The sequence below is a fragment of the Pseudoxanthomonas mexicana genome (assembly GCF_010093385.1).
Lineage (GTDB): Bacteria > Pseudomonadota > Gammaproteobacteria > Xanthomonadales > Xanthomonadaceae > Pseudoxanthomonas_A > Pseudoxanthomonas_A mexicana.
Genome location: NZ_PDWV01000009.1, coordinates 63,041 through 84,527 on the forward strand (window position 1 = coordinate 63,041; position 21,487 = coordinate 84,527).

General features: G+C 69.8%; 22 protein-coding genes and 1 tRNA gene. 7 read left to right on the forward strand and 16 right to left on the reverse strand.

Annotation, left to right across the window (positions count from 1 at the left end; translation table 11 throughout):
- Positions 1-46: 46 nt before the first annotated feature.
- From rimK to CSC76_RS05385, 3 genes are all read right to left on the reverse strand, one after another.
- A complete protein-coding gene (gene rimK / locus CSC76_RS05375) occupies positions 47-931 on the reverse strand; it encodes a 30S ribosomal protein S6--L-glutamate ligase (protein ID WP_162109006.1) in 885 nt (294 codons plus the stop codon).
- A 79-nt stretch (positions 932-1,010) separates the two neighbouring features.
- Positions 1,011-1,084, reverse strand: a tRNA-Gly gene (locus CSC76_RS05380).
- A 79-nt stretch (positions 1,085-1,163) separates the two neighbouring features.
- Positions 1,164-2,963 carry an autotransporter domain-containing protein gene (locus CSC76_RS05385; protein WP_202923491.1) on the reverse strand — a complete coding sequence of 600 codons (1,800 nt, stop codon included), beginning with the start codon at positions 2,961-2,963 and terminating at the stop codon, positions 1,164-1,166.
- A 174-nt stretch (positions 2,964-3,137) separates the two neighbouring features.
- Between CSC76_RS05385 and thiS the strand changes: the two genes are divergently transcribed.
- From thiS to CSC76_RS05415, 6 genes are all read left to right on the forward strand, one after another.
- On the forward strand, positions 3,138-3,338 hold the full coding sequence (gene thiS / locus CSC76_RS05390) for a sulfur carrier protein ThiS (protein WP_162109028.1): 201 nt from the start codon (positions 3,138-3,140) through the stop codon (positions 3,336-3,338).
- A 63-nt stretch (positions 3,339-3,401) separates the two neighbouring features.
- On the forward strand, positions 3,402-4,196 hold the full coding sequence (locus CSC76_RS05395) for a thiazole synthase (RefSeq protein WP_162109008.1): 795 nt from the start codon (positions 3,402-3,404) through the stop codon (positions 4,194-4,196).
- The gene (gene trmB, locus CSC76_RS05400; protein ID WP_162109009.1) at positions 4,196-4,948 is read left to right on the forward strand and encodes a tRNA (guanosine(46)-N7)-methyltransferase TrmB; all 753 of its coding nucleotides are present in this window, start codon (positions 4,196-4,198) and stop codon (positions 4,946-4,948) included. Before CSC76_RS05395 ends, trmB begins: the two co-directional genes overlap by 1 nt.
- A 107-nt stretch (positions 4,949-5,055) precedes the next feature.
- The gene (locus CSC76_RS05405) at positions 5,056-6,915 is read left to right on the forward strand and encodes an SLC13 family permease (RefSeq protein WP_162109010.1); all 1,860 of its coding nucleotides are present in this window, start codon (positions 5,056-5,058) and stop codon (positions 6,913-6,915) included.
- Positions 6,912-7,307 (forward strand): ACT domain-containing protein, encoded by a 396-nt coding sequence (locus CSC76_RS05410; RefSeq protein ID WP_162109011.1) that lies wholly within the window; start codon positions 6,912-6,914, stop codon positions 7,305-7,307. The genes CSC76_RS05405 and CSC76_RS05410 overlap by 4 nt, the downstream gene beginning before the upstream one ends.
- Positions 7,307-7,537 carry a hypothetical protein gene (locus CSC76_RS05415; RefSeq protein ID WP_162109012.1) on the forward strand — a complete coding sequence of 77 codons (231 nt, stop codon included), beginning with the start codon at positions 7,307-7,309 and terminating at the stop codon, positions 7,535-7,537. The genes CSC76_RS05410 and CSC76_RS05415 overlap by 1 nt, the downstream gene beginning before the upstream one ends.
- Before the next feature lie 4 nt (positions 7,538-7,541).
- On the opposite strand, the gene CSC76_RS05420 is transcribed toward CSC76_RS05415, so the two are convergent.
- The 13 genes from CSC76_RS05420 to CSC76_RS05480 form a co-directional block, all read right to left on the reverse strand.
- Positions 7,542-8,399 carry a glycosyltransferase family 2 protein gene (locus tag CSC76_RS05420; protein ID WP_238394882.1) on the reverse strand — a complete coding sequence of 286 codons (858 nt, stop codon included), beginning with the start codon at positions 8,397-8,399 and terminating at the stop codon, positions 7,542-7,544.
- Complete coding sequence (locus CSC76_RS05425) at positions 8,383-9,231, reverse strand: glycosyltransferase family 2 protein (RefSeq protein WP_162109014.1); 849 nt, start codon at positions 9,229-9,231, stop codon at positions 8,383-8,385. Before CSC76_RS05425 ends, CSC76_RS05420 begins: the two co-directional genes overlap by 17 nt.
- Positions 9,228-11,432 carry a type II secretion system secretin GspD gene (gene gspD / locus CSC76_RS05430; RefSeq protein WP_162109015.1) on the reverse strand — a complete coding sequence of 735 codons (2,205 nt, stop codon included), beginning with the start codon at positions 11,430-11,432 and terminating at the stop codon, positions 9,228-9,230. The genes CSC76_RS05425 and gspD overlap by 4 nt, the downstream gene beginning before the upstream one ends.
- 9 nt (positions 11,433-11,441) lie before the next feature.
- Positions 11,442-12,260 (reverse strand): general secretion pathway protein GspN, encoded by an 819-nt coding sequence (locus CSC76_RS05435; RefSeq protein ID WP_162109016.1) that lies wholly within the window; start codon positions 12,258-12,260, stop codon positions 11,442-11,444.
- Complete coding sequence (gene gspM, locus CSC76_RS05440; protein ID WP_162109017.1) at positions 12,250-12,870, reverse strand: type II secretion system protein GspM; 621 nt, start codon at positions 12,868-12,870, stop codon at positions 12,250-12,252. The genes CSC76_RS05435 and gspM overlap by 11 nt, the downstream gene beginning before the upstream one ends.
- Positions 12,851-13,993 carry a PilN domain-containing protein gene (locus tag CSC76_RS05445; RefSeq protein WP_162109018.1) on the reverse strand — a complete coding sequence of 381 codons (1,143 nt, stop codon included), beginning with the start codon at positions 13,991-13,993 and terminating at the stop codon, positions 12,851-12,853. Before CSC76_RS05445 ends, gspM begins: the two co-directional genes overlap by 20 nt.
- Positions 13,990-14,841, reverse strand: coding sequence for a type II secretion system minor pseudopilin (locus tag CSC76_RS05450; protein WP_162109019.1), 852 nt, complete (start codon positions 14,839-14,841; stop codon positions 13,990-13,992). The genes CSC76_RS05445 and CSC76_RS05450 overlap by 4 nt, the downstream gene beginning before the upstream one ends.
- Positions 14,838-15,509, reverse strand: coding sequence for a prepilin-type N-terminal cleavage/methylation domain-containing protein (locus CSC76_RS05455; protein ID WP_162109020.1), 672 nt, complete (start codon positions 15,507-15,509; stop codon positions 14,838-14,840). Before CSC76_RS05455 ends, CSC76_RS05450 begins: the two co-directional genes overlap by 4 nt.
- Positions 15,506-15,937, reverse strand: a complete 432-nt coding sequence (xpsI, locus tag CSC76_RS05460) for a type II secretion system protein XpsI (protein ID WP_162109021.1) — start codon at positions 15,935-15,937, stop codon at positions 15,506-15,508. The genes CSC76_RS05455 and xpsI overlap by 4 nt, the downstream gene beginning before the upstream one ends.
- Positions 15,934-16,443: a type II secretion system protein XpsH gene (gene xpsH, locus CSC76_RS05465; protein WP_162109022.1), complete on the reverse strand. Its 510-nt coding sequence runs from the start codon at positions 16,441-16,443 to the stop codon at positions 15,934-15,936. Before xpsH ends, xpsI begins: the two co-directional genes overlap by 4 nt.
- Before the next feature lie 18 nt (positions 16,444-16,461).
- Positions 16,462-16,896: a type II secretion system major pseudopilin GspG gene (gspG, locus tag CSC76_RS05470; protein ID WP_162109023.1), complete on the reverse strand. Its 435-nt coding sequence runs from the start codon at positions 16,894-16,896 to the stop codon at positions 16,462-16,464.
- Between the two features lie 19 nt (positions 16,897-16,915).
- A complete protein-coding gene (xpsF, locus tag CSC76_RS05475; RefSeq protein WP_162109024.1) occupies positions 16,916-18,130 on the reverse strand; it encodes a type II secretion system protein XpsF in 1,215 nt (404 codons plus the stop codon).
- A 116-nt stretch (positions 18,131-18,246) separates the two neighbouring features.
- Positions 18,247-19,983, reverse strand: a complete 1,737-nt coding sequence (locus CSC76_RS05480; RefSeq protein WP_162109029.1) for a S8 family peptidase — start codon at positions 19,981-19,983, stop codon at positions 18,247-18,249.
- 645 nt (positions 19,984-20,628) lie between these two features.
- On the opposite strand from CSC76_RS05480, the gene CSC76_RS05485 reads away from it, so the two are divergent.
- The coding region (locus CSC76_RS05485) for an ESPR-type extended signal peptide-containing protein (RefSeq protein ID WP_274382084.1) at positions 20,629-21,487 on the forward strand (859 nt) is incomplete at its 3' end.

Sequence of the window (21,487 nt, forward strand, 5' to 3'; positions counted from 1 at the left end):
GATTAAACACCCGTTAAAAGGGGCGTTAAGTCCATGTGAAAATTGATCAGCCACCCTGTTCAGCATGCATCGCCAGGTGCTCCACGATCCTGCCGGCCACGTCCACGCCACATACCGCCTCGATGCCCTCCAGGCCGGGCGTGGAATTGGCCTCCAGCCCCAGCGGGCCGCGCTTGGCCCGGATCAGGTCCACGCCCGCGACCCCCAGCCCCAGCACGCGAGCGGCGCGGATGGCCACCGCCCGCCCCTCGTCGGTGGCCGCCCCGTGCAGGGCCGTGCCGCCCCGGTGCAGGTTCGAGCGGAAGTCCCCTTCCGGCGCCTGCCGGCGCATGGACGCCACCACATCATCGCCCACGACGAAGCAGCGCAGGTCGGCCCCGTCCGCCTCACCGATGAACTCCTGGACCACGAAGCTGGCATACAGGCCACGCAGGGCCTCCACCACGCTGCGCGATGCCGAGGGCTTCTCGGTGAGCATCACGCCCGCCCCTTGGGCGCCTTCGTTCAACTTGATCACATGGGGGGGCGGGCCGAGCATGGACAGCAGGTCGGAGGTGTCGTCGGGGTTGTCGCCGAACACGGTCACCGGCAGGTCGATGCCTTGCGCGGCGAGCAGCTGGTGCGCGCGCAGCTTGTCGCGGGCGCGCAGGATGGCGCCCGACGGATTCGGGCTGTGGGCGCCCATCAGTCCGAACTGCCGCAGCACCGCCGGGCCATAGCGGGTGATGGACGCGCCGATACGGGGAATGACGGCGTCGTAGCCGGCCAGCGAGCGGCCCTTGTAATGCAGCTGGAAGCCGGACGAGGCGATGCGCATGTAGCAGCGCAGCGGGTCCAGCACCCGGACCGTGTGGCCGCGCTGGCGTGCGGCTTCCACCAGCCGGCGGGTCGAGTACAGCTTGCTGTTGCGCGACAGGATGGCGAGCTTCATGGACGCGGGATCACCTGGGCCGCGTACAGCATCGCACGCCCGGAAGGCCGGGCGATGACGACGGAAGCGAGACGGGGGATGGAGCGGGTGATGGGAATCGAACCCACGCTAGCAGCTTGGGAAGCTGCAGTTCTACCATTGAACTACACCCGCGCGGACGACCGAAGTCTATGCCGGGCCGGGGGACAAGGCAATGCGGCGCCGGCGACCGGCGCCGCATCGTTCAGTCACTTCAGAAGCTTCCGCCCAGCGTCATGAAGGCGGTGGTATTGGTGCCGCCTCCCTGGTTGACCGTCGTGGTGACGCCCAAGTTGGCATCGAAGCCGAACAGCTTGGTGCGTGCGCCCATCAGCAGGGTGCCGTAGCCGTCGTCCGTATCCAGTCCCGGAACGGCGTAGGCGCTGGTGCCCGGCAGCGACAGCGCCTGCGCGAACACCTCCTCGGCCGGATCCTCGAACTCCTTGTCCACGGTCAGGCGGGCGTAAGGCTGCAGGTGGTCGTTGATCGCGTAGCTGAACTCATAGCCCGCGCTGCCGATCAGCGAATCGAAATCCTGGTCCGGATACGCCAGCGCGCTGGAGTTGACGTTGCTCTCGCTGTAGCCGTCCATCTCGATGGTCTGCGACAGCACGCTGATCACCGGGCCATGACGGAACGCGCCCTCGCCCCACTGGTAGCCGGCGCTCAGGCCCAGGCTCAGGTTGGTGCCGTCCGGCGAGCCGCTGTGGCGGCGGGTCACGTTGCCCAGCTGGACTTCGCGGTCCACGTCGTAGGAGATCCAGCTGTAGCTCACCTGCGCGTTGGCCCACAGGCGGTCGCCGTACCAGCCGGCGAAACCGCCCAGCGTGGCGTCGGCTTCGTCGAAACTGCCACTGCGCTTGCCGAAGTCGTACTTCGCCCGGCCATAGCCGGCGAACGCACCATAGACCATCGAACCCCGCGACCAGTCCACGCCGAACGTGCCCATCGGACCGGCACCGTCGTACAGGTCGCCGTCGTCATAGCGCAGGAAGTCCCCGCGCAGGTCGCCCCACCAGCGCATGCCGTCGGCCTCGGGCTTGCCGGCCACGTGCGCGGCCACGCGGTCGGCGCGCGCACGCCCATGCACGGACGCGGTGTTCGGCAGCAGCGCGATCTGGCGCGGGCCTTCCAGCATCGCCACGGCGTACTGCGACAGGATGCTGTGCGCCTTCGAGGTGGGGTGCACGCCGTCGGCGAAGGCGTAGGTATCCGGCGCATTCGGGCTGACGTACGAGGTCGGGTTGCAGGTCAGCGAGTTGGCGGTGATCTGCGGCTGGCAGGCCGTACCCGTGACATTGGCGAAGCCGTACTCGGCCGGGCTGGCGACGATTTCGCGCAGCAGGGAGAACGTGTCAAGCGGAATGACCCGCAGGCCGGCCGTATCGATCGCGTTGAACAGCGCGGTGTTGTAGGTGGCGGAGAGTTGCGTGCCCGCCGCGGCCGCGGCCGCACCCTGCGCGCGGAAACCCGGCGTCACGCCCAGATCGGGGATGGTGGGCACCAGGATGTAGCGCGCGCCTGCGTTCTGCAGCGTGCCGATGATGCCCACCTGCGCGGTCACCGCGCCGCCGATCGTCGTGGTGGGATCCGCGCCACCGCTGGTGATGGCGAACAGGTCGTTCGCGCCGCCCCAGACCGTGTAGAGCGCGTTGGGGTCCGCACGGCCGCCCGTCGAGGCCAGGTAGGTGTTGACCTGGGTGGCGAGCGAAGGAATCGGGCCCAGCGCGCCGGTGGTGTTGGTACCCACGCGCGCGCCGCCCGCCGCGTAGTTGGTGCCCACCTGGCCATTGCCGTTGGCGTAGGCGCTGGTGCCGTAGTACTCGGCCAGATACTGGGACCAGACGAAGCCGGGATTGGTGGTGAACTGGCCGGTCACCGGTCGGACGGATGCCGGCAGCAGCGGGCGGAAGTAACCGGCGTCGGTCAGGCTGTCGCCGAAGAACACGGTCTGCGTATACGGGCCGTCCTGGGCCAGGGCGGGGGCTGCCGCCATCGCCAGCGCGACGGCCAGCAACGAACGGACGGGCGAGATGGAACGCTTCATGGAATCTCCCGGGGCAATGGATGATGGACTGCGCGCCGGCTCTGCCGTACGGCTGCGCATGGCGCGCATCGTTCCACCAAACGCGGCCGGCGCACACGCTGCAATGCGGCAATGACATCCGCCATGGGCGACAATGCCGCCATGGACATCCAGTTGAACGGGCAGCCCCATGCCCTGCCCCACCCCGGCACCCTTCTCGCCCTGCTCCAGCAACAGGGCCTGGCCGAGCGCCGCGTCGCGGTCGAGCTCAACGGCGAAATCATCCCGCGCAGCCGCCATGCGCAGACCACGCTGAAGGACGGCGATCGGGTCGAGATCGTGCACGCGCTGGGCGGCGGCTGAGCCCACCGGCCGCGCCGGCCCGCGCGCTGCCACCCTGCGTCCAACATCGGCGATAATCGCCGCATGTCCAACACCGCCCCCCATGACCCGCTGGTGATCGCGGGCAAGACCTACCGTTCCCGCCTGCTGACCGGCACCGGCAAGTTCAAGGATTTCGAGGAAACCCGCCTGGCCACCGAAGCCGCGGGCGCCGAAATCGTCACCGTCGCCATCCGCCGCACCAACCTGGGCCAGTCGCCCAACGAGCCCAACCTGCTCGACGTGCTGCCGCCGGACCGCTACACCATCCTCCCCAACACCGCCGGCTGCTACACCGCCGACGACGCCGTGCGTACCTGTCGGCTGGCCCGCGAACTGCTCGACGGCCACACGCTGGTGAAACTGGAAGTGCTGGGCGACCAGAAGACGCTGTACCCCGATGTGGTGCAGACCCTGGCCGCCGCCGAGAAGCTGGTGGCCGACGGCTTCGACGTGATGGTCTACACCAGCGACGACCCCATCCTGGCCCGCCGCCTGGAGGAGATCGGCTGCGTGGCGGTGATGCCGCTGGCCGCGCCGATCGGCTCTGGCCTGGGCGGGCCGAATAAGTACAACCTGCTGGAGATCATCGAGAACGCGAAGGTCCCGGTGCTGGTCGACGCCGGCGTCGGCACCGCCTCCGATGCCGCCATCGCCATGGAACTGGGCTGCGACGGCGTGCTGATGAATACCGCCATCGCCGGTGCGAAGCATCCCGTGCTGATGGCCAGCGCCATGAAGAAGGCCGTGGAGGCCGGTCGCGAAGCCTTCCTCGCAGGCCGCATCCCGCGCAAGCGCAACGCCTCCGCATCGAGCCCCATCGACGGACTGATCGGCTGATGACCGATCCGTTCTCCAGCCCCGGCGCGAAAACACCGCCCAAGCCCTTCACCCTGACCGAGGGGCGACGCGAGGTGCGCAGCTTCGTACTGCGCCAGGGCCGTTTCACGGAGGCGCAGCAGCGTGCCTTCGATACCCAGTGGCCGCGCTTCGGGCTGGACTACACGGGCGAACCGCGCGATTACGACGCGGTCTTCGGCCGCAGCGCGCCCCGCGTGCTGGAAATAGGCTTCGGCAACGGCGAAGCCCTGCGCTTTGCGGCCCGCCACGACAAGGACCGCGACTACATCGGCCTGGAAGTGCACGCCCCGGGCGTGGGCCGCCTGCTGAACGCACTGGCCGAAGACGGCAGCGACCATGTGCGCGTCTACCACCACGACGCGGTGGAGGTGCTGCAGCACGAAGTCGCCGATGGGTCGCTGGACGAGGTGCGCATCTACTTCCCCGATCCCTGGCACAAGAAGCGCCACAACAAGCGCCGCCTGGTGCAGCCGGAATTCGCCGCGCTCGTCGCGCGCAAGCTGCGCCCGGGCGGGCGCCTGCACTGCGCCACCGACTGGGAGGCCTATGCCGAGCACATGTGGGACGTGCTGGATGCCACCCCGGGGCTGGTCAACCGCGCCGGCCCGCGCGGCAGCGTGCCGCGCCCCGCCTGGCGCCCGCAGACGCATTTCGAGACCCGCGGCCAGAAGCTTGGACACGGGGTGTGGGATCTTGTCTACGACAAGACGGAAATGGGGACCGGGGAATAGGGAATGGATGCGATGACCCGTCCACGTCCTCCTGCTTGTAATGGGCCCCTGAGCCGGGGCCCCCCCGCCGATTCCCGATTCCCCATTCCCGATTCCCGCCTGCCGTAATGGACAACGCGCTGACGCTGACCAACGACATGAAGCTCGTCCTCGGGCTGGTCGGCTTCACGATGGCGATGTTCCTGTTCGAACGCATCCGCGCCGACCTGGTCGCGCTGGTGGTGCTGGTGGTGCTGGGCATCACCGGCCTGATCGCGCCGGAGGAGATCTTCGGCGGCTTCTCCGGCAACGCGGTGATGAGCATCATCGCCACGATGATCCTGGGCGCGGGGCTGGACCGCACCGGCGCACTGAACCGCCTGGCGTCGTGGCTGCTGCGGCGCGGCCACGGCATCGAGCAGCGGCTGCTGCTGATGACCACGGCCATCGCCAGCCTCAATTCGTCCTTCATGCAGAACCCGTCGGTGATGGCGCTGTTCATGCCGGTGGCCTCGCGCCTGTCCTCGCGCACCGGGCTGTCGCTGCAGCGGCTGCTGCTGCCCATCGCCGCCGCCATCGTCATGGGTGGCGCCTTCACCATGGTCGGCAACTCGCCGCTGATCCTGCTCAACGACCTGCTGGTTTCGGCCAACAACAACCTGCCCTCCGGCATGGCCACGCTGGAACCGCTACGCATGTTCGCGCCCGCGCCCATCGGCGTGCTGCTGGTCGCCGCCTCGCTGCTGTACTTCCGCTACTACGGCGACAGGAAGCTCAAGGACGAAACCGAAACCAGCGTGACGCCCGCACGCACCGAAAGCTACTTCGCCAACACCTACGGCATCGAAGGCGACGTGTTCGAGCTGATCGTCACCGCGGAAAGCCCGCTGGTGGGAATGTCGCTGGGCGAGGCCGAAGCACTGCACGACGCGCCGCTGATGCTGGCGCTGCAGACCGGCAACGACACGCGCCTGGCCCCGCCGGCCGACATGCGCATCTGGGTGGGCAGCGTGCTGGGCGTGATGGGCGCGCGTCAGGAGGTGGGCGATTTCGCGCAGAACCACTTCCTGCGCATGTCCTCGCGGCTGCGCCACTTCGGCGACCTGTTCAACCCCAGCCGCGCCGGCATTTCCGAGGCGGTGGTGCCGCCGACGTCGAAGTTCATCGGCAAGACCGCGCGCGAGCTGCGCCTGCGCAAGCAGAACGGCATCAGCCTGCTGGCGATCAACCGCGACAAGAAGGTCATCCGCGACAACGTGCGGGAAGAGAAGCTGCGCGCCGGCGACATGCTGGTATTCCACAGCATCTGGCAGGACCTGGGCCAGGCCGCGGAGAGCCGCGACTTCGTGGTGGTGACCGACTACCCGAAGGGCGAGCAGCGACCGCACAAGTTCAAGATCGCCATGGCCATCTTCGCCATCACCATCGTCATCGCGCTGACCTCCAAGCTGCCGGTGGCCCTGACCCTGATGACCGGCGTGGCCGGCATGCTGCTGACCGGCGTGCTGCGCATGGACGAGGCCTACGGCGCGATCAACTGGAAGACCGTGTTCCTGATGGCCGGCCTGATCCCGCTGGGCTGGGCAATGGACAGCAGCGGTGCGGCGGCGTGGGTGGCCGGACACACGGTGGAGCGCTTGCCGGAGGGCATTCCGGTGTGGGCGCTGGAAATCGCGGTCGCACTGCTGACTACCGCGTTCTCGCTGGTCATCAGCCACGTGGGCGCGACCATCGTGATGGTGCCGATGGCGATCAACCTGGCGCTGGCCGCGGGCGGCAACCCCACTGCCTTCGCGCTGATCGTGGCGCTGTCGGCGTCCAACAACCTGATGACGGCCTCGAATCCCGTGATCTCCATGGTGGTCGGCCCGGCCAACTACACCTCGCGCCAGCTGTGGCGCGTGGGCGGGCCGCTGTCGCTGATCTACACGATGGTCGTCGTGCTCGCGGTCAATGTGCTGTTCTGGTGGAACGGTCGCGCCGGATGACGACCCCATCGCTGGCACTCACGTTGCTGCCGGGGCGCTACGCCGTCGCGCAGCTGCCGGCCGGCGCCGCCCTGCCCGCCTGGTGGCCCACCGGCGGCATGCGCCACGCGAGCTGGACCGACGACGAACTCTCGCTCGTCTGCGAAGAGCAGCATGTTCCCGAGGACGTACGCTGCCAGCGCGGCTGGCGCATGTTCAAGCTGCAAGGCCCCTTCGATTTCGCGCTGACCGGCATCCTGAAAGCGGTGCTGGATCCGCTGGTAGCAGCGGATGTCGGGATCTTCGCCATCTCCACGTTCGATACGGACTACGTCCTCGTGCAGGCGTATCAGCTGGACGCGGCACTGAGCGCGTTGCGCGGAGACGGACACGTGATGCGGGAAGCGAGCTGATGTCCGGCGCTTGGCGCCCGGCCGCATGGTTGCTTGCGGGACTCAGCTTGGTCATTGGCGGATTCTTCCTGCCACTCCCGCCCGGCATCGCATCGGTATCCGCGGCCATGATCGTGGCAGGAGGTGTCGCCTTGGTGCTGGGTGCCACGAAGGTGCAGATGATGATCGAATCGCTCTTGCAACTAATGGCTCGCTCGACGCCCCGTGCGGGCGCCGACCAGAGCGATTGACGCCCTAGCGACGCCGCAAGGCGACCCGCGTCAGCACCGCACCGAAATGCAGCCATATCGCCGCGAACACGCCTAGCTGCGTGGGAAGCCCGCACTGCGCCGCTTCGAACTTGCGGAAATAGCGCCACAACCCGCGGTGCTTGTGCCATTCCACGAACACGGGACGCGCGCGGCTGGACACACCGCGGATGTGCAGCACGCGGATGTCGTTGGCGACCGCGACCACCGCCCCGGCCTGGCGGGCGCGCCGGCACAGGTCCATGTCCTCGGCGTGCAGCCGATAACCTTCGTCCAGACCGTCCAGGCGATCGAACAGCGGGCGGGACAACAGCATCAGCGCGCCGGATACGGCGTCCACCGGCTGCAGCACCTGCGTATCGTCCGGCGGCACGCCGAGTTTCGACGCGCGACCGGGTGCGCGCAGCATCTGGGCGAAGACCGGGTCGCGACGACGTGCGGCGGTGTCGCGCACGCCCGCTTCGTCGACCAGGTCGACGCCCAGCAGGACCTCGCCGGCGGAACCCGACGCATGCGCGCGCAGCCGCGACAGCGTGTCGGCTTCCACCATCAGGTCAGGATTGACGAAGGCCAGCCACGGCGCATGTGAATCGCGCGCGCCCTGGTTGCACCCGACCGCGAAACCCGGATTGTCGGGATTGGCGATGAAACGTACGCGGCCGTCGTGCAGTGCATGCCGCTGCACGATGGCCAGGGTGGCATCGGTGGAGGCATTGTCGACCACGCGGATCTGCTCGACGCCGTGCGCCAGGCGCAGGCGCATCAGGCAATCGTCGATGGTGTCCGCGCTCTCGTGGGTCACCACCACCACGGCGATGGCATCCACCTCAACCGAAGAGGTCACGCTGGCGCTCCGGCGATCCGATGTCGGCATACAGGGCGGCGAGACGCTCGCGCGGTCCGCGCAGCGGGTCGTCCATCAGGAAGGTCGCCAACCGCGGCGTGAAGGTCGGCCAGCGCGCGTTCAAGGCATCCATGTCGCCATCGGCCGGCCCACCCTCGCCCCCGCGCGCGACGAACGCGGTCTCGCACAGCACGTTGCGCCAGCCCAGGCCGGACAGCCGCAGGGACAGATCCACCAGGGCCGCGTACCACGAGGCGTAGCTGGCCGAGTCCAGCCCACCGACGCGCTTGCGGGCACTGCCACGCAACGCGACGGCATGCGCGACCGCAGCGGGCAGTTCCGGGTGCAGGGGCGGCATCGCCACGCAGGCCTGCGCGGTGCGTTCGACGTCGTCCGGCGGCGGACTCACCTCCCCCAGCCGCGGCCAGGCCGCGGTCTCGCCGGCGTTGCACCAGGGCGTGGCGGTGGCGATGGCGGCATCGCGGGCCAGGCAGGCGGCCAGCTGCTGCAGCCAGCCGGGCAGAGGCTGCGCATCGGGCGACAGCACGACCACGTCGACATCGCCGCAGGCCGCCAGCATCTGGTCCATGTGCGCCACTTCGCCCAGCATGCGCGGGCGCCGCGTGTAGTCGGCCTGCAGGGAGGTACGTGTCAGCCAGCGCTCGATGATGGCCAGCGCGCGCGGACCGGCCTGCGCATCGTCGGCCAGCCACAGCCGCGTGCCTGCGGGCGTGCCGGCATCCAGCGCCCCCAGGCAGGCATCGAGCGCATCGTCGTCGGTGCCGATCGGCAGCAGGACGATGGGCAGGGACGATGCGGGCGGCGGCGTCACTTGGAACGCGGCGTGTTCAGCGGCTCAAGCGCACGGAAGCGCTTGCCGTACTCGTCGGTCAGGTCGTTGGCTTCCTGCGGGTTGCTGACGATGGTCGGCGTCAGCAGCACGATGACCTCGCTGCGCTCGGTGCCGGTGGTCTTCTTGCCGAACAGGCCGCCGATGATCGGCAGGCGGCTCAGGCCCGGGATGCCGGAGGAGCCCTGGGTCGCCGTATCGCTGATCAGCCCAGCCAGCATCACCGTGTTGCCGGCCTGCCCGGCGCCTTCGGTCTTGAAGCGGCGCGTGTTGATGCGCACGTTGCCGTTGGCGTCCGGCTCGCTGCCCGGTGAACTGACTTCCTGCACGATGTCCAGGAACACCATGCCGTCCTTGGTCACGCGCGGGCGCACCTTCAGGATCACGCCCGTGTCCAGGTACTGCACCTGGCTGTAGGTGTTGTCGGTGCCCAGTCCGGGGTTGACGGTGACCGACGAGATCGGGATGCGGCTGCCCACGTTGAGCGTGGCTTCGGCGTTGTTGCGCACGAAGATGGACGGCGTCTGCAGCAGGCGCACGTCGGACACCTCATCCAGCGCGGTGATGACGGCCGCCGCGTCGTTCTTCACCAGGGTCCAGACCGCGCCCGCACCGCTCACGCCGCCGATGCTGCCGGCGAGGGTGCTCCACTTGCTGGGCCCGCCCGCGCCGGGCGCGGCGAAGGGGCCCAGGCCGTTGTCGGTCATCGCGCGTTCCAGGTACCAGTTCACGCCGTAGCTCAGGTCGCCGGTCAGCGACACTTCCGCGATCTGCGCTTCGATGTGGACCTGCAGCGGCATCACGTCCAGCTTCTCGACCACTTCGCGGATCGATTGCCAAGCGCTGGCGCTGGCGCGCACCAGCAGCGTGTTGGTTTCCTCGACCGCCGCCACGCCCACGCGTGCGCCGTCGACCTCCAGCGTCACCGCGCCGTTGCCGCTGTCGCGCTGGTTGAGCGAGAGCGAGCCGCCGCCCAGTCCTCCGCCCGAACCGCCGCTGCCGCTGCCACCGAAATCGACCGAACCCCCGGTGCCGTTCATGCCACCATCGTTGATCTGCACGGGCTCGGTGCCCGGCATCAGCGACACGTTGCCCGCGCCGCCGGTGGAACGGGCATCGCCGGAGGCGCCGCCACCCGAGGCGCCGAAGACTTCGGCCAGGCGCTGGGCGAGTTCGCGCGCCTTGATGTATTTCAGCTCGTAGGAGAAAAGGCGGCTACCCTCGCCCGCGCCGTCGATGCGCTCCAACCATTGCTGGATCTGGTCCAGGTAGGCCGGCTGCGGGGTGATCACCAGCACCGCGTTGGCGCCTTCCAGCGGCATGAAACGGAACATGCCGGCGCTGGGCGTCTTGCTGTCGTTGCCGAACACCTTTTCCAGGTCGGCCACCACGCGGGTGGCGCGCCCGGACTGCAGCGGGAACACGCCCACCGACATGCCCGACAGCCAGTCCACGTCGAAGATCTCGACGGTGCGCAGGTAGTTTTCCAGCTCGCTGCGCGTCCCGGCCAGGGTGATCACGTTGCGCGTGCCGTCGACGTTGACGATGGCGTTCGGCCGCGCGTACGGCTCCAGCACCTTCTTCATCTCGCTGGCCGAAATGAAGCGCAGCGGCACCACGCGCACTTCGTAGCCGCGCGCATTCGAGGCCGGGCCCGTGCGCGGCGCCACGCTGCCGGCCAGGGCCTGGTCGGCAGGGATGATGTTGTAGCGGCCACCGCTGTAGACCAGGCGCGCGTTGTTCCAGCCCAGCACCATCTCCAGCAGGTTGTACGCCTCAGCAGGCGACACCGGCTTGGGCGTGCCCAGCCTCACCGTGCCCTGCACGCCCGGCGCGATCACGTAGTTCTGCCCCAGCATGTCGCCGAGGATGGCCTTGACCACGGCGTGCACGGACTCGCCTTCGAAATTGAAGGTGGCCGAACCGCTGCTGGCCCCGCCCAGCGAGGGCAGCGGCGCGCTGGCCGCACTGCGGTTGATCATCTGCCCGTTGCCGCGGCGGATCTGCGCCTGCGGACCGGTGACGGGCGCCTCATCCTCCTTCATGGCCGTGGTCTGCGCCGCGCCCGGCACGACCTCGCCCGTCGCCGCGGGCGCGGTCCGGCGCACGTCGGGCACGGGGGTGCTGGCGCAGCCGGCCAGCAGGCCCAGGCAGAGGGAAAACAGGATCACGCGTAACGTCATGCCGGCACTCTACTGTGTCTTGCCGGGCGTTGCCGGCGGCGGGGTGGGTTGCGCCTGCTGCTGTCGCAGCTGCGCGCGGCGCTGCTCGATGCGCTGGCGGATGGCTTCCATCTGCTGGTCGGTGGTGGTCGCAGGAGCGGCAGGCGCCTCCGTCGCGGAGGCGGGCGCCACCGCGTCCGCCGTGGCGGCCGGAGGCGGTACCGGGACCGGGGCCGGTCCTGCGGGGATCGCAACCGGCGCACTGTTGCCGCCGGTCGGGCGTGCACCCGGCATGGGGGCGGCGGCCGGCGGCACGGTTCCGGTCCCGGTGATCACGGTGGGCGGCTGTCCGCCGGCCCCGTCGAACACCCGCAGTTCGATTTCGCGACGCCCTTCCGGCCCGTCGAACACGGCCCGGCGCGGCGCCAGTTCGGTCAGTCGCCAGCCCGGGAAGCCGGCCGGCGATTCGCCCAGCTTCACCCGCAGGCCCTCGCCGCCCTGCGCCGGCTGCACGATGGCCAGCTCCAGGCGTGGCGTGATCAGGACGCTGCTCAGCACCAGGTCGAAGGCCGGCGCGGCCGCTTCCTCACCCGACAGGAAGAACGGCTTGGGACGCCGGTCTTCCGAGAACAAAGGCCGTTCGCCCACCATCGCGTACTGCGGCAACGGACCCAGCCGTTCCGGCGGCGCCGCGGGCAGTCGCGGCAGGGGCTGCACCAGGTCCGGGTCGGCGGGCAGCGGCGTGATCCACCCGCCCAGCCCGAACATCGCCAGCACGGCGACCAGCAACGACCACCCCGCGACCACTGCGAGGATCCAGGTGCGGGCGTTCCAGGCGTCACGGCGCACGTGCAGGCTCCCGTGGCGCGGCCGGCGACGGCTTGAGGTATCCGTACAGGTCGAAGTTCACGTCCAGGCCACCGGCCCCGGTTTCGCTGGCCTGGAAGGCGTAGCGCTGCGCCAGGATGTTGAGGTTCTCCACGAACAGGCGCGGACTGCCGGATTCGATCTGGTGCAGCACCGAGGCCAGTTCCGGCGCTCCGCACCGCAGGCGCACCTGCACCACCACGCGCGGATAGACCTCGCGGCCGGTGAGGGCCAGCGGCGACTGGTTGGCGATGGCGCAGCTGCGGTTGCCCGGACTGGCCTGCTTGACGATGGCTTCCAGCCGCTGGACCAGGCCGGCGGTGGCCAGCTCGACCGTCGCTTCCGGAAGGAAACCGGGACGCTGCGCCTGCTGTTCCAGCGCCGCGGCCAGTTCGCGCTGCACCTGCGGCGCCTGCTGCAGCTGGGTGCGGATGCGCAGTTCGCGTTCGCGCAGTTCCGCCACGCGACGGCCGGTCTCCTGCATGGGCACGGTCCACCACGGGTGCACCAAAAGCAGGTATCCCAGCAACAGGGCGCCCAGCAGCAGGGCCAGCGCCAGCCAGCGGTCGCGGTCAGTGATGGCCGGCGGCATCGGCGCCTCCCGCAGATGTGGCGGCGGACGGATCCTGCTTGCCCAGCAGTTCGGCGGTCAGGGTGAAGCGGTCCATGCGCGTACGCGGATCCGGCTGCAGGGCACCGCTCAGCGCGGGGTTGCGCCACAGTGGAGACCCCTGCAGGCGTGCGACCAGCCCCGAGGCCTCGGGGCTGAAGCCGATCAGCGTCAGGCGATCGCCTTCGATCGCCAGCTTCTCGAGATACGTGGTATCGGGCAGCCGGCGGGTGATCTCATCCATCACTTCCAGCGCCGTCGGGCGCCGGGCGCTGGTCTGGTTCAGGGTGGTGGTGCCGGCGACCAGGTCGACCAGTTGCTGGCGTTGCGCGGCCACCCGGCGCGCGGCGTCGGCGTTGGCCTCGACCTGCGCGGCGAATGCCTCGGCCCCGGCCTGCCGGTTGTCGAGCACCCGCCACGCTGCGAACACCAGCGCGCACAGGGCGATGCCCGCGAACACCAGGTGCAGGCGACGCTGGGGGGCCTGGCGCGTCGCGCGCGCCTCTTCCGGCAGCAGGTTGACCCCCAGCGGCAGGCCGGCGGCATCCTCGACATCGGCGCCGGCCAGGTCGCTGGCCAGCGCACCCAGTCCGGACAGGCCGGCGGCAAAGGTCGCCTTCGGCACGGCGACCAGTTCCCCCTCCAGCTGCCCGTCCCCGCGCACACCCAGCCCCCGCGCATCGAAGCACGCCTCATGGGCGGCGAACGGGGTCTGCCGGTCGATCTCGAAACGGACGACATCGCGCAGCCGATCAGCCGCGGCGGACGGCAGCAGCAGCCTGCGCCGCAGCACTTTGTCGGCGGGCATCAGCCACCAGCGGGGCAGATCCGCCAGGCGGGTGCCCAGCAGTGCGCGCAGTTCGCCCGGCGTCACCGTGGCAGGCAACCGCGCCAGTGCATGCCGGTGCGCGGCCTGCTGCCAGGCCATGGCCACCTCGTCTTCGTGGCGCTGGAAGAGCAGGCGGTCGCCGGTCAGGCCCAGCAGCACGCGCCAGCGTGCCGGCAGCCAGGTCGCCAGTGCCTGTCCCCACCAGACCAGGAAGCCGCCGGGCCCCGTGCCAAGTCGGGCGCGGAACCGCTGCAAGGTGTCGCGTACGCCGCTCATTGTGGTGACGCGCCCTCCTCCCAGCGCAACAAGGTGTAGGCCGAACCCGGTACCGGGCTGGCCCCCGCGCGCACCACCGTCCGCAACGACGTCTCGCGGCCATCGGCCAGCCGCGCACGGCTCTCGATACTATACGTGCCGCTGCCGGTGCCGACGAGTTGCAGGGCGCCCGCGGCGCCGGCCGCTTCGCGCTGCGCCAGCCACGCCGTGGCATCCATGCCCATCGCCACCAGCACCGGCCCCTGCGCATAGGTGGCATCGGGTTGCCCGCGTCCCGAGTACAGGGTGAGGAACGGTTCCAGCCGCGCGTACAGATCGGGCGTCATGCCCAGCACCTGTTCCAGCTCGGCGATGGTCTCGAAAGGCGCGTCCTTGGCGCCGTAAGGGCGCCCGGCCGCCGCATAGTCGCCGTCTTCCGCGCCGCCGACCGGCTGGCTGAGGTCGTCGGCATCGCGCCAGTCCACGATGGCCGCCGCCAGCGCGTCGCAGGCATCGGGCGGCTCGCCCAATGCCTGCATCAGGCGGGACAGCAGCGGCACGTCGGCCTGGTTCAGGTCGACCTTGCCGGTCTCGTCGATGATGCGGACCTGCACGTCGTGCCCATCGAACCGCCACGCGTAAGCGCGGCCGTTCGGTTGCCAGTGCGTTTCCGGATTGCGGTCCGCCACGCGCACCAGCGCGTACTCCATGCCAGCCCGCGCGATCTCCTGCACCATCGCACCGCGGCTTCCCACCCGGCCCTGCAGGGCCTCGATACGTGCCGTCAGCGCGTACGCGCCCACCAGCGCGGTGAGCAGGGCCACCAGCCACAGCACCAGCAACAGCGCGGCACCGCGCATGCCGGTCATGGCAGCACCGGGGCGTTCCCGCCGGACAGCGCGCCGCCGCCGGCGCCGCCCTCACTGCGTGCCAGCGTCACCACCAGGTCGGGCCAGCGCCCACCCCGGACGGCTTCCACTTCCATCTTGACCTGCAATGGCAGCATCTCCGAGGTCTCCCACCGGTCCTGCCACGGCCCCAGGCGGTTGTCCGCATCCAATCCGCGGTAGTGGAAGCGCACCACGCGCAGGCCATCGGCCAGCCGCTCGGCGCGCAGGCCGCGCGCCGCCAGGTCCACGTCCTCCAGCGACGCCTCCGGCTGCGCCACCGCGAAGGCGACCCGCAGCTGTCCCGTCTCGTCGGCGACCACGTCATGCAGGTAGGGGCCGCCGTAACCCAGATAGTCGGGCAGGTCGGCCACGAAACGCATGCGCTGTGGCGACCCCAGGAAGCGCGCCTGCCGCAGCGTGCCGCGGTCGGTCGCGAACACGATCGGCTGCGCCGAGGCCAGCCGTGCGCGCAGATAGCCGTGCACGGCGCGCATGCGCTCGCTGGCCTGCGCCATGTCCTCGCCGCGGGTGACCACCGCGGTGGACGAGCGCAGCGTGGCGAAGGCCAGCGCCAGCCCGGCCGCCAGCAGGACCAGCGCCAGCAGCACTTCGATCAGGGTGAAGCCCTGGGCGCGGCGCGATGTCATGGCGATACCGCCTGGTTGATGTCGCGCGGCGCCAGGCGCAGCGTGCGCCACTGCAGCGCCTGTCCGCGGCCCTCGCCCCAGCGCACCTGCAGGCGCACGTCGAGCAGCTGCGGGGCGCCCGGATCGCGCTGCGCACGCGCCGCCAGCGGATCGGCGAACGGCGCCACGTCCAGTTGCCAGCGGTAGCGGTCGCGTTCGAAACCGCCCTCCTGCCATCCCGGCTGCAAGGCTTCGCCCGCACCCAGCTGCGCCAGCAGCGACTGCGCATGCAGGGTGGCGCGGCTGGCATCGGCGGACTCGCGCACCTGCCGCGTCGCCCCCGACAGCGAGCCCAGCAGCAGGGTCAGGGCCAGCGCCAGCAGCGCGAACGCCACGATGACCTCCAGCAGGGTGAACCCCTGCTGCCGCACGGACGACGGCGTATTCATGGCGCACGCACCTCGTCGCGCAGCAGGCGCACCTCGCCGGTCAGCCAGCCGACGTCCACGCTCCATGCCGCGCGCCCGCTCGCCAGCGAGACCCGGCCTCCGGTCGAGCCGCCGTCCGGGAAGAACAGGATGGCCCCCTCGCCCGCACGCGCCTGCGCTTCCCGCGCGCCGGTGAAGCGCACCGCCAGCGATGCGTCGATGGCACCGCGGCGGTCGCCGGCGGCTTCCCACTGGTGCGCGCGCGGATCGATGCGGAAGCGCTGCGCCTGCCCGGTGGCGATGGCACGCGCCCGCGTATAGCGCAGCTGCGCGGCGATCTCCTTGGATTCGGAGCGCAGGCGCATGCCTTCCATGCCGCCGGTAAAGACCATCGCCGCCAGCACCGCGGCGGCGGCCATCAGGGCCACCACCAGCAGGGTTTCGAGCAGGGTGAATCCGTCCTGCCGGGCACCGGCAGGCCGCCCGCCGGGCGCGTGGGCATGCGAGGGGGCGCTGCGGCAGGCCACGACGGTGGGCGCCGGCGCTTACTCGTTCCGCAGGTCCGCGTCGACGCTGTCGCCGCCGGCCTTGCCGTCCGCGCCCAGGCTGATCAGGTCGAACCGCTGCGATTCACCGGGGATGCGGTACTCGATAGGATTCTTCCAGGGGTCCAGCAGTTCGCTTTCCTTCGCATACGGCCCCAGCCAGCCGGCCACGTTGCCGGGCTGCGTCACCAGGTCGGACAGCTGCGCGGGATAGCTGCCGGTGTCCAGCTGGTAGGTCTCGATCTTGCCGGACAGCGTCTGCAGCTGCGACTGCGCCAGCTTCACCTTGCCGCTGTCCGCACCGCCCATCACGCGGCTGCCCACCAGCACCAGGATGCCGCCGATCAGCACCAGCACGATGATGATCTCCAGCAGGCTGAAACCCTGCTGCGAGCGCGGCGAGCGGAATGCGGTCTGCGGGCGCGGATGGGACATGGTGCGGATTCTCCGGAATTCAGTTGATGGCGCCGGTCAGATCGTACAGCGGGACCAGCACGGCGATGATGACCACGCCCACCACCGCCGCCAGGACCAGCGTGATGGCGGGGACCAGGGCGGCCAGCATACGGTCCAGCACCTGAGCGGTTTCCTGCTCGAAGGTCTCGGCCGTCTTCAGCAGCATGCCGTCCAGCGCGCCCGACTCCTCGCCCACCTGGATCATCTGCAGGGCCAGCCGCGGGAAACGCTTGCCCTTGCCCAGCGACGCCGACAGGCCGTGGCCGTTCTTGACGTCGTCGGCGGCGGCATCGACATCGGCGGCCAGTGCGCGGTTGCCCAGCACGTTGCGGGCGATGCCCAGCGCGGTCAGCAGCGGCACGCCGTTCTTCAGCAGCGTGCCCAGGGTGCGCGCGAGGCGGGCGGTCTCCAGCCGCGCCAGCAGCGGGCCGGCCAGCGGCCGTTCCAGCAGCCAGGCGTCCAGTCGCGCGCGGAAAGCCGGGTCGCGGCGGCGCCGGTCGAACCACAGCACCGCCAGCGCGGGCACGGCGATCAGCACGAACCAGAAATCGCGGACGAAGGCGCCCAGCCACAACACCCCGCGCGTGAACCACGGCAGCGTGACGTCCAGGCTTTCGTACATCACCGCGAACTGCGGTACCACGTATCCCAGCAGGAACAGCAGCGCCAGCCCCACCACCACCAGCAGGATCGCCGGATAGACCAGGGCATTCACCACGCGTCCCTTCAGCGCGCGGCTGCGCTCCAGGTAGTCGCCCAGCCGCTGCAGCGTGTCGTGCAGGCTGCCACCGGCTTCGCCCGCACGCACCATGTTGATGTACAGCCGCGAGAACAGGCCATGCTGGCGGTCGAGCGCCGCCGACAGCGGCGCGCCGCCGCGCCCGGCATCGCGGATGTCGGCGATCACGCGCCGCGCCTTCTCGTCCTCGGGCAGGTCCAGCAGGATGCCCAGCGCGCGGTCCAGCGGCTGGCCCGCGCCCAGCAGCGTGGCCAGCTGCTGGGGGAACTGCACCAGGCGGTCACCGCCGAACGCATGGGGACGCCACAACTGCGTCCAGCTGCGACCGGCACCGGCCACCGCAGGCACCGCTTCCACCGGCAGGTGTCCCTGCTCCTGCAGCCGCGTCACGACATCGGCGTCGCTGGCGGCCTCCATCTGGCCTTCCAGCATCTCGCCATGCGCGTTGAGGGCCTTGTAACGATAGAGCGGCATGCCGATGGGAACGGGGAGAATGCGCCAACTTACCGCATTCACCGGGGCATCGTCATGCGCGGACCCTGCAGGCGCCTCGGCCCGGGCATTCCGGGACCGAGGAGCCGCACGCCCGCTCAGGGCGCGGTGTAGCTGCCGCGCACGCTGACGTTGGCGAACTTCGTCTTGCCGACCAGCGACACGTAGTACGTGCCCGCCTGCGGACTGGCGATGTTGACCATCTCGTTGTTGCCGGGACGCGCCGAACGCAGATCGTAGTTCGACGCGGTGGCCGGACTTCCGAACTTCACGTACACATCGGCATTGCCGCTGCCGCCGTAGCTGATGAACGAGAGTTGGGTGGCCCCGGCCGGGACGACCAGCGCGTACTGCACCACCGCGTCCTTGGCACCGGTGTTGCCGCCCACCGCGACATTGTTGGTCAGGACGGTCGCCGCAGGCGGCTCGCCGCCGCCGATGACGGCCTGGACCGCCGCGGCCGCATTGACGATGCCCGCGCCGATGGGACGGTTCGCCGGCGGCGCTACCGGAAACGGACGCGCGGTGGACTTCAGCGTGGCCAGTACCTGCGCCGGCGTGAGCGGCGTCTCCGCCACGCTCTGCATCAACGCGACCACCGCCGCGACGTGCGGGGCCGACATCGACGTACCGCCCATGCCGAAGTAGGTCTCGGTGGTGGGAACGGTGGTGCCCGCATTGCCCGTGGACCACACGTAGCCGCCCGGGTTGCCGTCCACGCTGCCGCCACCGCCCGGCGCGGAGATGTCGACGCGCGTGCCGTAGTTCGAATACGAGGCGATGCCGCCGGTGATGCGCGTCGCGCCCACGGTGATGACGCCGGCGCAGTTGCCCGGCGAATAGCCGCTGACGTTGCCGGCGTCGTTGCCCGCCGCCACCACGACGGTGCTGCCGTTGGCGATGGCGATGTTGAAGGCGTTCTGCTCCACCGCGCTGCACGCGCCGGAACCGCCCAGGCTGAGGTTGATGACTTCCGCAGGGTTGGCGTTGGCCGGAACGCCCGCGACCGTACCGCCCGAGGCCCAGATCACGGCATCGGAGATGTCGGACGTGTAGCCGCCACAACGACCCAGTACGCGCGCCGGCACGACCTTCGCATCGAACGCGCCTCCGGCCATGCCCTTGGCGTTGTTGGTCACTTCCGCCACGGTGCCCGCCACATGGGTGCCATGCCAGCTGCTGTCCTGCACCGGCGAGCCCGCGTAGCATTCGCCCGCCACCGGATTCCAGTCGCCCTCGTCGCGCGGATCGGCATCGCGCAGGTCGCCATCGCGGGACACGAAGGTGTCGCTGATGAAGTCGTAGCCGGGCAGGATGTTCGCATCCAGGTCGCTGTGCGCGGTGATGCCCGTGTCCAGCACCGCGACCACGACGCCCGCGCCGGTCGCACTGTCCCAGGCCGTCGGCAGGTTGATGCCACCGACCGGATCCTTGAAGTGCCATTGATACTGGTTGTAGTAGGTGTCGTTGGGCACCAGGCGCGCGTAACGGCGCGCGTCCACTTCGACGAATTCGACATCGGGATCCGTTGCCAGCTGGCGCAGCAGGCTTTCGGCCTCCACGCGATCCAGCTTGCGCGAGGTCTTCACCAAATCCGCGCCGATGCCGAGGCGGCGCAGCTTCGCGGCGCTCACCGGCTTGCCGTTCGCCGGACCCAGCGCGGCACGCGAGACAGCGCCTACCAACGAACGCTGCAGCGTTGCACTGCTGGTGCGCGCCGTGCTGCCGTCGCGGTACTTCACGATGAAACGGTCGTAGGTCTCGCCGTCGCGCAGACCGGCGGTACTGACATCGCCCGCCGAGGCGGAGCCTGCGACGGCGCCCAGCGCGAACATTGCGGCGAGTGCAGCAACCAACGGACGGCGACGCGAATTGCGGAAAGAAGAATAGGGATTCACTTGACCTGCTCCATGTCTACAAGGATGAACGAACTGGGTAACCCGTTTACCAACTGCTTACTCAACGACTTGCGACTTCCCTTTCAAGCGGATCGTGCAGGTACCCCTGTTTACCTGCCACGACACTCTTCACGCGATGAACACACGCCATTAACGCCTTGTTTTCAGCGTTTTTCGTCGCGTTGCATCGAACGTAGCAAATCTCTCGCAAATTGCACAACGCACGGGTAGTGTTCGATGACACGGAGTGGTTTTTGCATCATCTCGGGCCAAGGGGATGGGGAATGCGGGAAGTGTTTTCCTTCGCGGTATCGCGCATTGCGGTTCCGCTTGCACGTCTTTTCTGCAGCATCGTGATGCTGCGTCTTTCGCATGCACTGCTGCGCGCCCCTGCGTCGCATTCCGCGCCACGCTCCCTGCTCCGATTTCCCGATTCCATTGCTCCGTGCGCGCCGGCCATGCGCCTCCCCTGTCGCATGCCGCGCAGTCCGTTTCGCTGACGCAGTCCGCCTCGCATCTCCGTGCCGCCAGGCCCGGAGGCTGTCGTATTCCCCCGAAAACACAGAAAGAAGGACGTGATCCATGAACAGGATTTACAGCAAGGTGTGGAACCCTTCCCTTGGCATGCTGGTGGTGGCCTCGGAGCTCGCGCGACGCGCGCACGGCGTGATGTCGTCCGGTGCGCGCGTGCGTGCACGCCTGGGCGTGACGCTGCTGGCCTCGGCCCTGCTCGCGGGCATTCCCTTCGGCGCGGCATTCGCGCACGACAAGCAGAAGGGCCCGCCGCAGAACGACAAGCCGCAGATCGGAACGGGACCTGCCTACTGTGTGGATGCGCGCGGCAATCCGATCAAGGACGGTCGGCCGGGCGAGAACGCGGTGGCCTGCGGCGATGATGTCGATGCCTCCGGCCGGCATGCGGTGGCGGTGGGCTACAAGAGCATCGCCAGCAAGGCCGGCGCCACCGCCGTCGGCGGTTACGCGGAAGCCAAGGGCGTGAATGCGACCGCCGTGGGCTACGACAGCAGCGCGACCGCGCAGGGCGCGACGGCACTGGGCAGCCAGAGCACCGCCACGGGAGCGAACGCCACGGCCGTGGGCACGCAGGCCAACGCGACCGGCGCAGGCGCGAGTGCGGTGGGCACGGGAAGCAGCGCGACCGGCGCATACGCCGGCGCCTTCGGCAGTGCGTCCACGGCGACGGGCACCCAGTCGCTGGCGGCAGGCCACACCAGCACGGCGACCGGCATTGCCACGGTGGCGGTCGGCGGGTTCGCGAATGCCTCGGGCAGCTTCGACACGGCCGTCGGCTACGGGGCAGACGCCAGCGGTGGCGACAGCACGGCACTGGGCTCCGGCTCGCTCGCGACCGGGCACCAACGTGTCGCGGGCGGCGGTGCGCAGCGCGGGCGGCCGGCGGCCGCGGGGCCCAGCGGCCGCC

Bases quoted from the DNA above. Each gene is read 5' to 3' on its own strand.
- rimK (WP_162109006.1), bottom strand. From the start codon at position 931: ATGAAGCTCGCCATCCTGTCGCGCAACAGCAAGCTGTACTCGACCCGC.
- thiS (WP_162109028.1), top strand. From the start codon at position 3,138: ATGGACATCCAGTTGAACGGGCAGCCCCATGCCCTGCCCCACCCCGGC.
- CSC76_RS05395 (WP_162109008.1), top strand. From the start codon at position 3,402: ATGTCCAACACCGCCCCCCATGACCCGCTGGTGATCGCGGGCAAGACC.
- trmB (WP_162109009.1), top strand. From the start codon at position 4,196: ATGACCGATCCGTTCTCCAGCCCCGGCGCGAAAACACCGCCCAAGCCC.
- CSC76_RS05405 (WP_162109010.1), top strand. From the start codon at position 5,056: ATGGACAACGCGCTGACGCTGACCAACGACATGAAGCTCGTCCTCGGG.
- CSC76_RS05410 (WP_162109011.1), top strand. From the start codon at position 6,912: ATGACGACCCCATCGCTGGCACTCACGTTGCTGCCGGGGCGCTACGCC.
- CSC76_RS05415 (WP_162109012.1), top strand. From the start codon at position 7,307: ATGTCCGGCGCTTGGCGCCCGGCCGCATGGTTGCTTGCGGGACTCAGC.
- gspD (WP_162109015.1), bottom strand. From the start codon at position 11,432: ATGACGTTACGCGTGATCCTGTTTTCCCTCTGCCTGGGCCTGCTGGCC.
- gspM (WP_162109017.1), bottom strand. From the start codon at position 12,870: ATGCCGCCGGCCATCACTGACCGCGACCGCTGGCTGGCGCTGGCCCTG.
- CSC76_RS05445 (WP_162109018.1), bottom strand. From the start codon at position 13,993: ATGAGCGGCGTACGCGACACCTTGCAGCGGTTCCGCGCCCGACTTGGC.
- CSC76_RS05450 (WP_162109019.1), bottom strand. From the start codon at position 14,841: ATGACCGGCATGCGCGGTGCCGCGCTGTTGCTGGTGCTGTGGCTGGTG.
- CSC76_RS05455 (WP_162109020.1), bottom strand. From the start codon at position 15,509: ATGACATCGCGCCGCGCCCAGGGCTTCACCCTGATCGAAGTGCTGCTG.
- xpsI (WP_162109021.1), bottom strand. From the start codon at position 15,937: ATGAATACGCCGTCGTCCGTGCGGCAGCAGGGGTTCACCCTGCTGGAG.
- gspG (WP_162109023.1), bottom strand. From the start codon at position 16,896: ATGTCCCATCCGCGCCCGCAGACCGCATTCCGCTCGCCGCGCTCGCAG.
- xpsF (WP_162109024.1), bottom strand. From the start codon at position 18,130: ATGCCGCTCTATCGTTACAAGGCCCTCAACGCGCATGGCGAGATGCTG.
- CSC76_RS05480 (WP_162109029.1), bottom strand. From the start codon at position 19,983: ATGTTCGCGCTGGGCGCCGTCGCAGGCTCCGCCTCGGCGGGCGATGTC.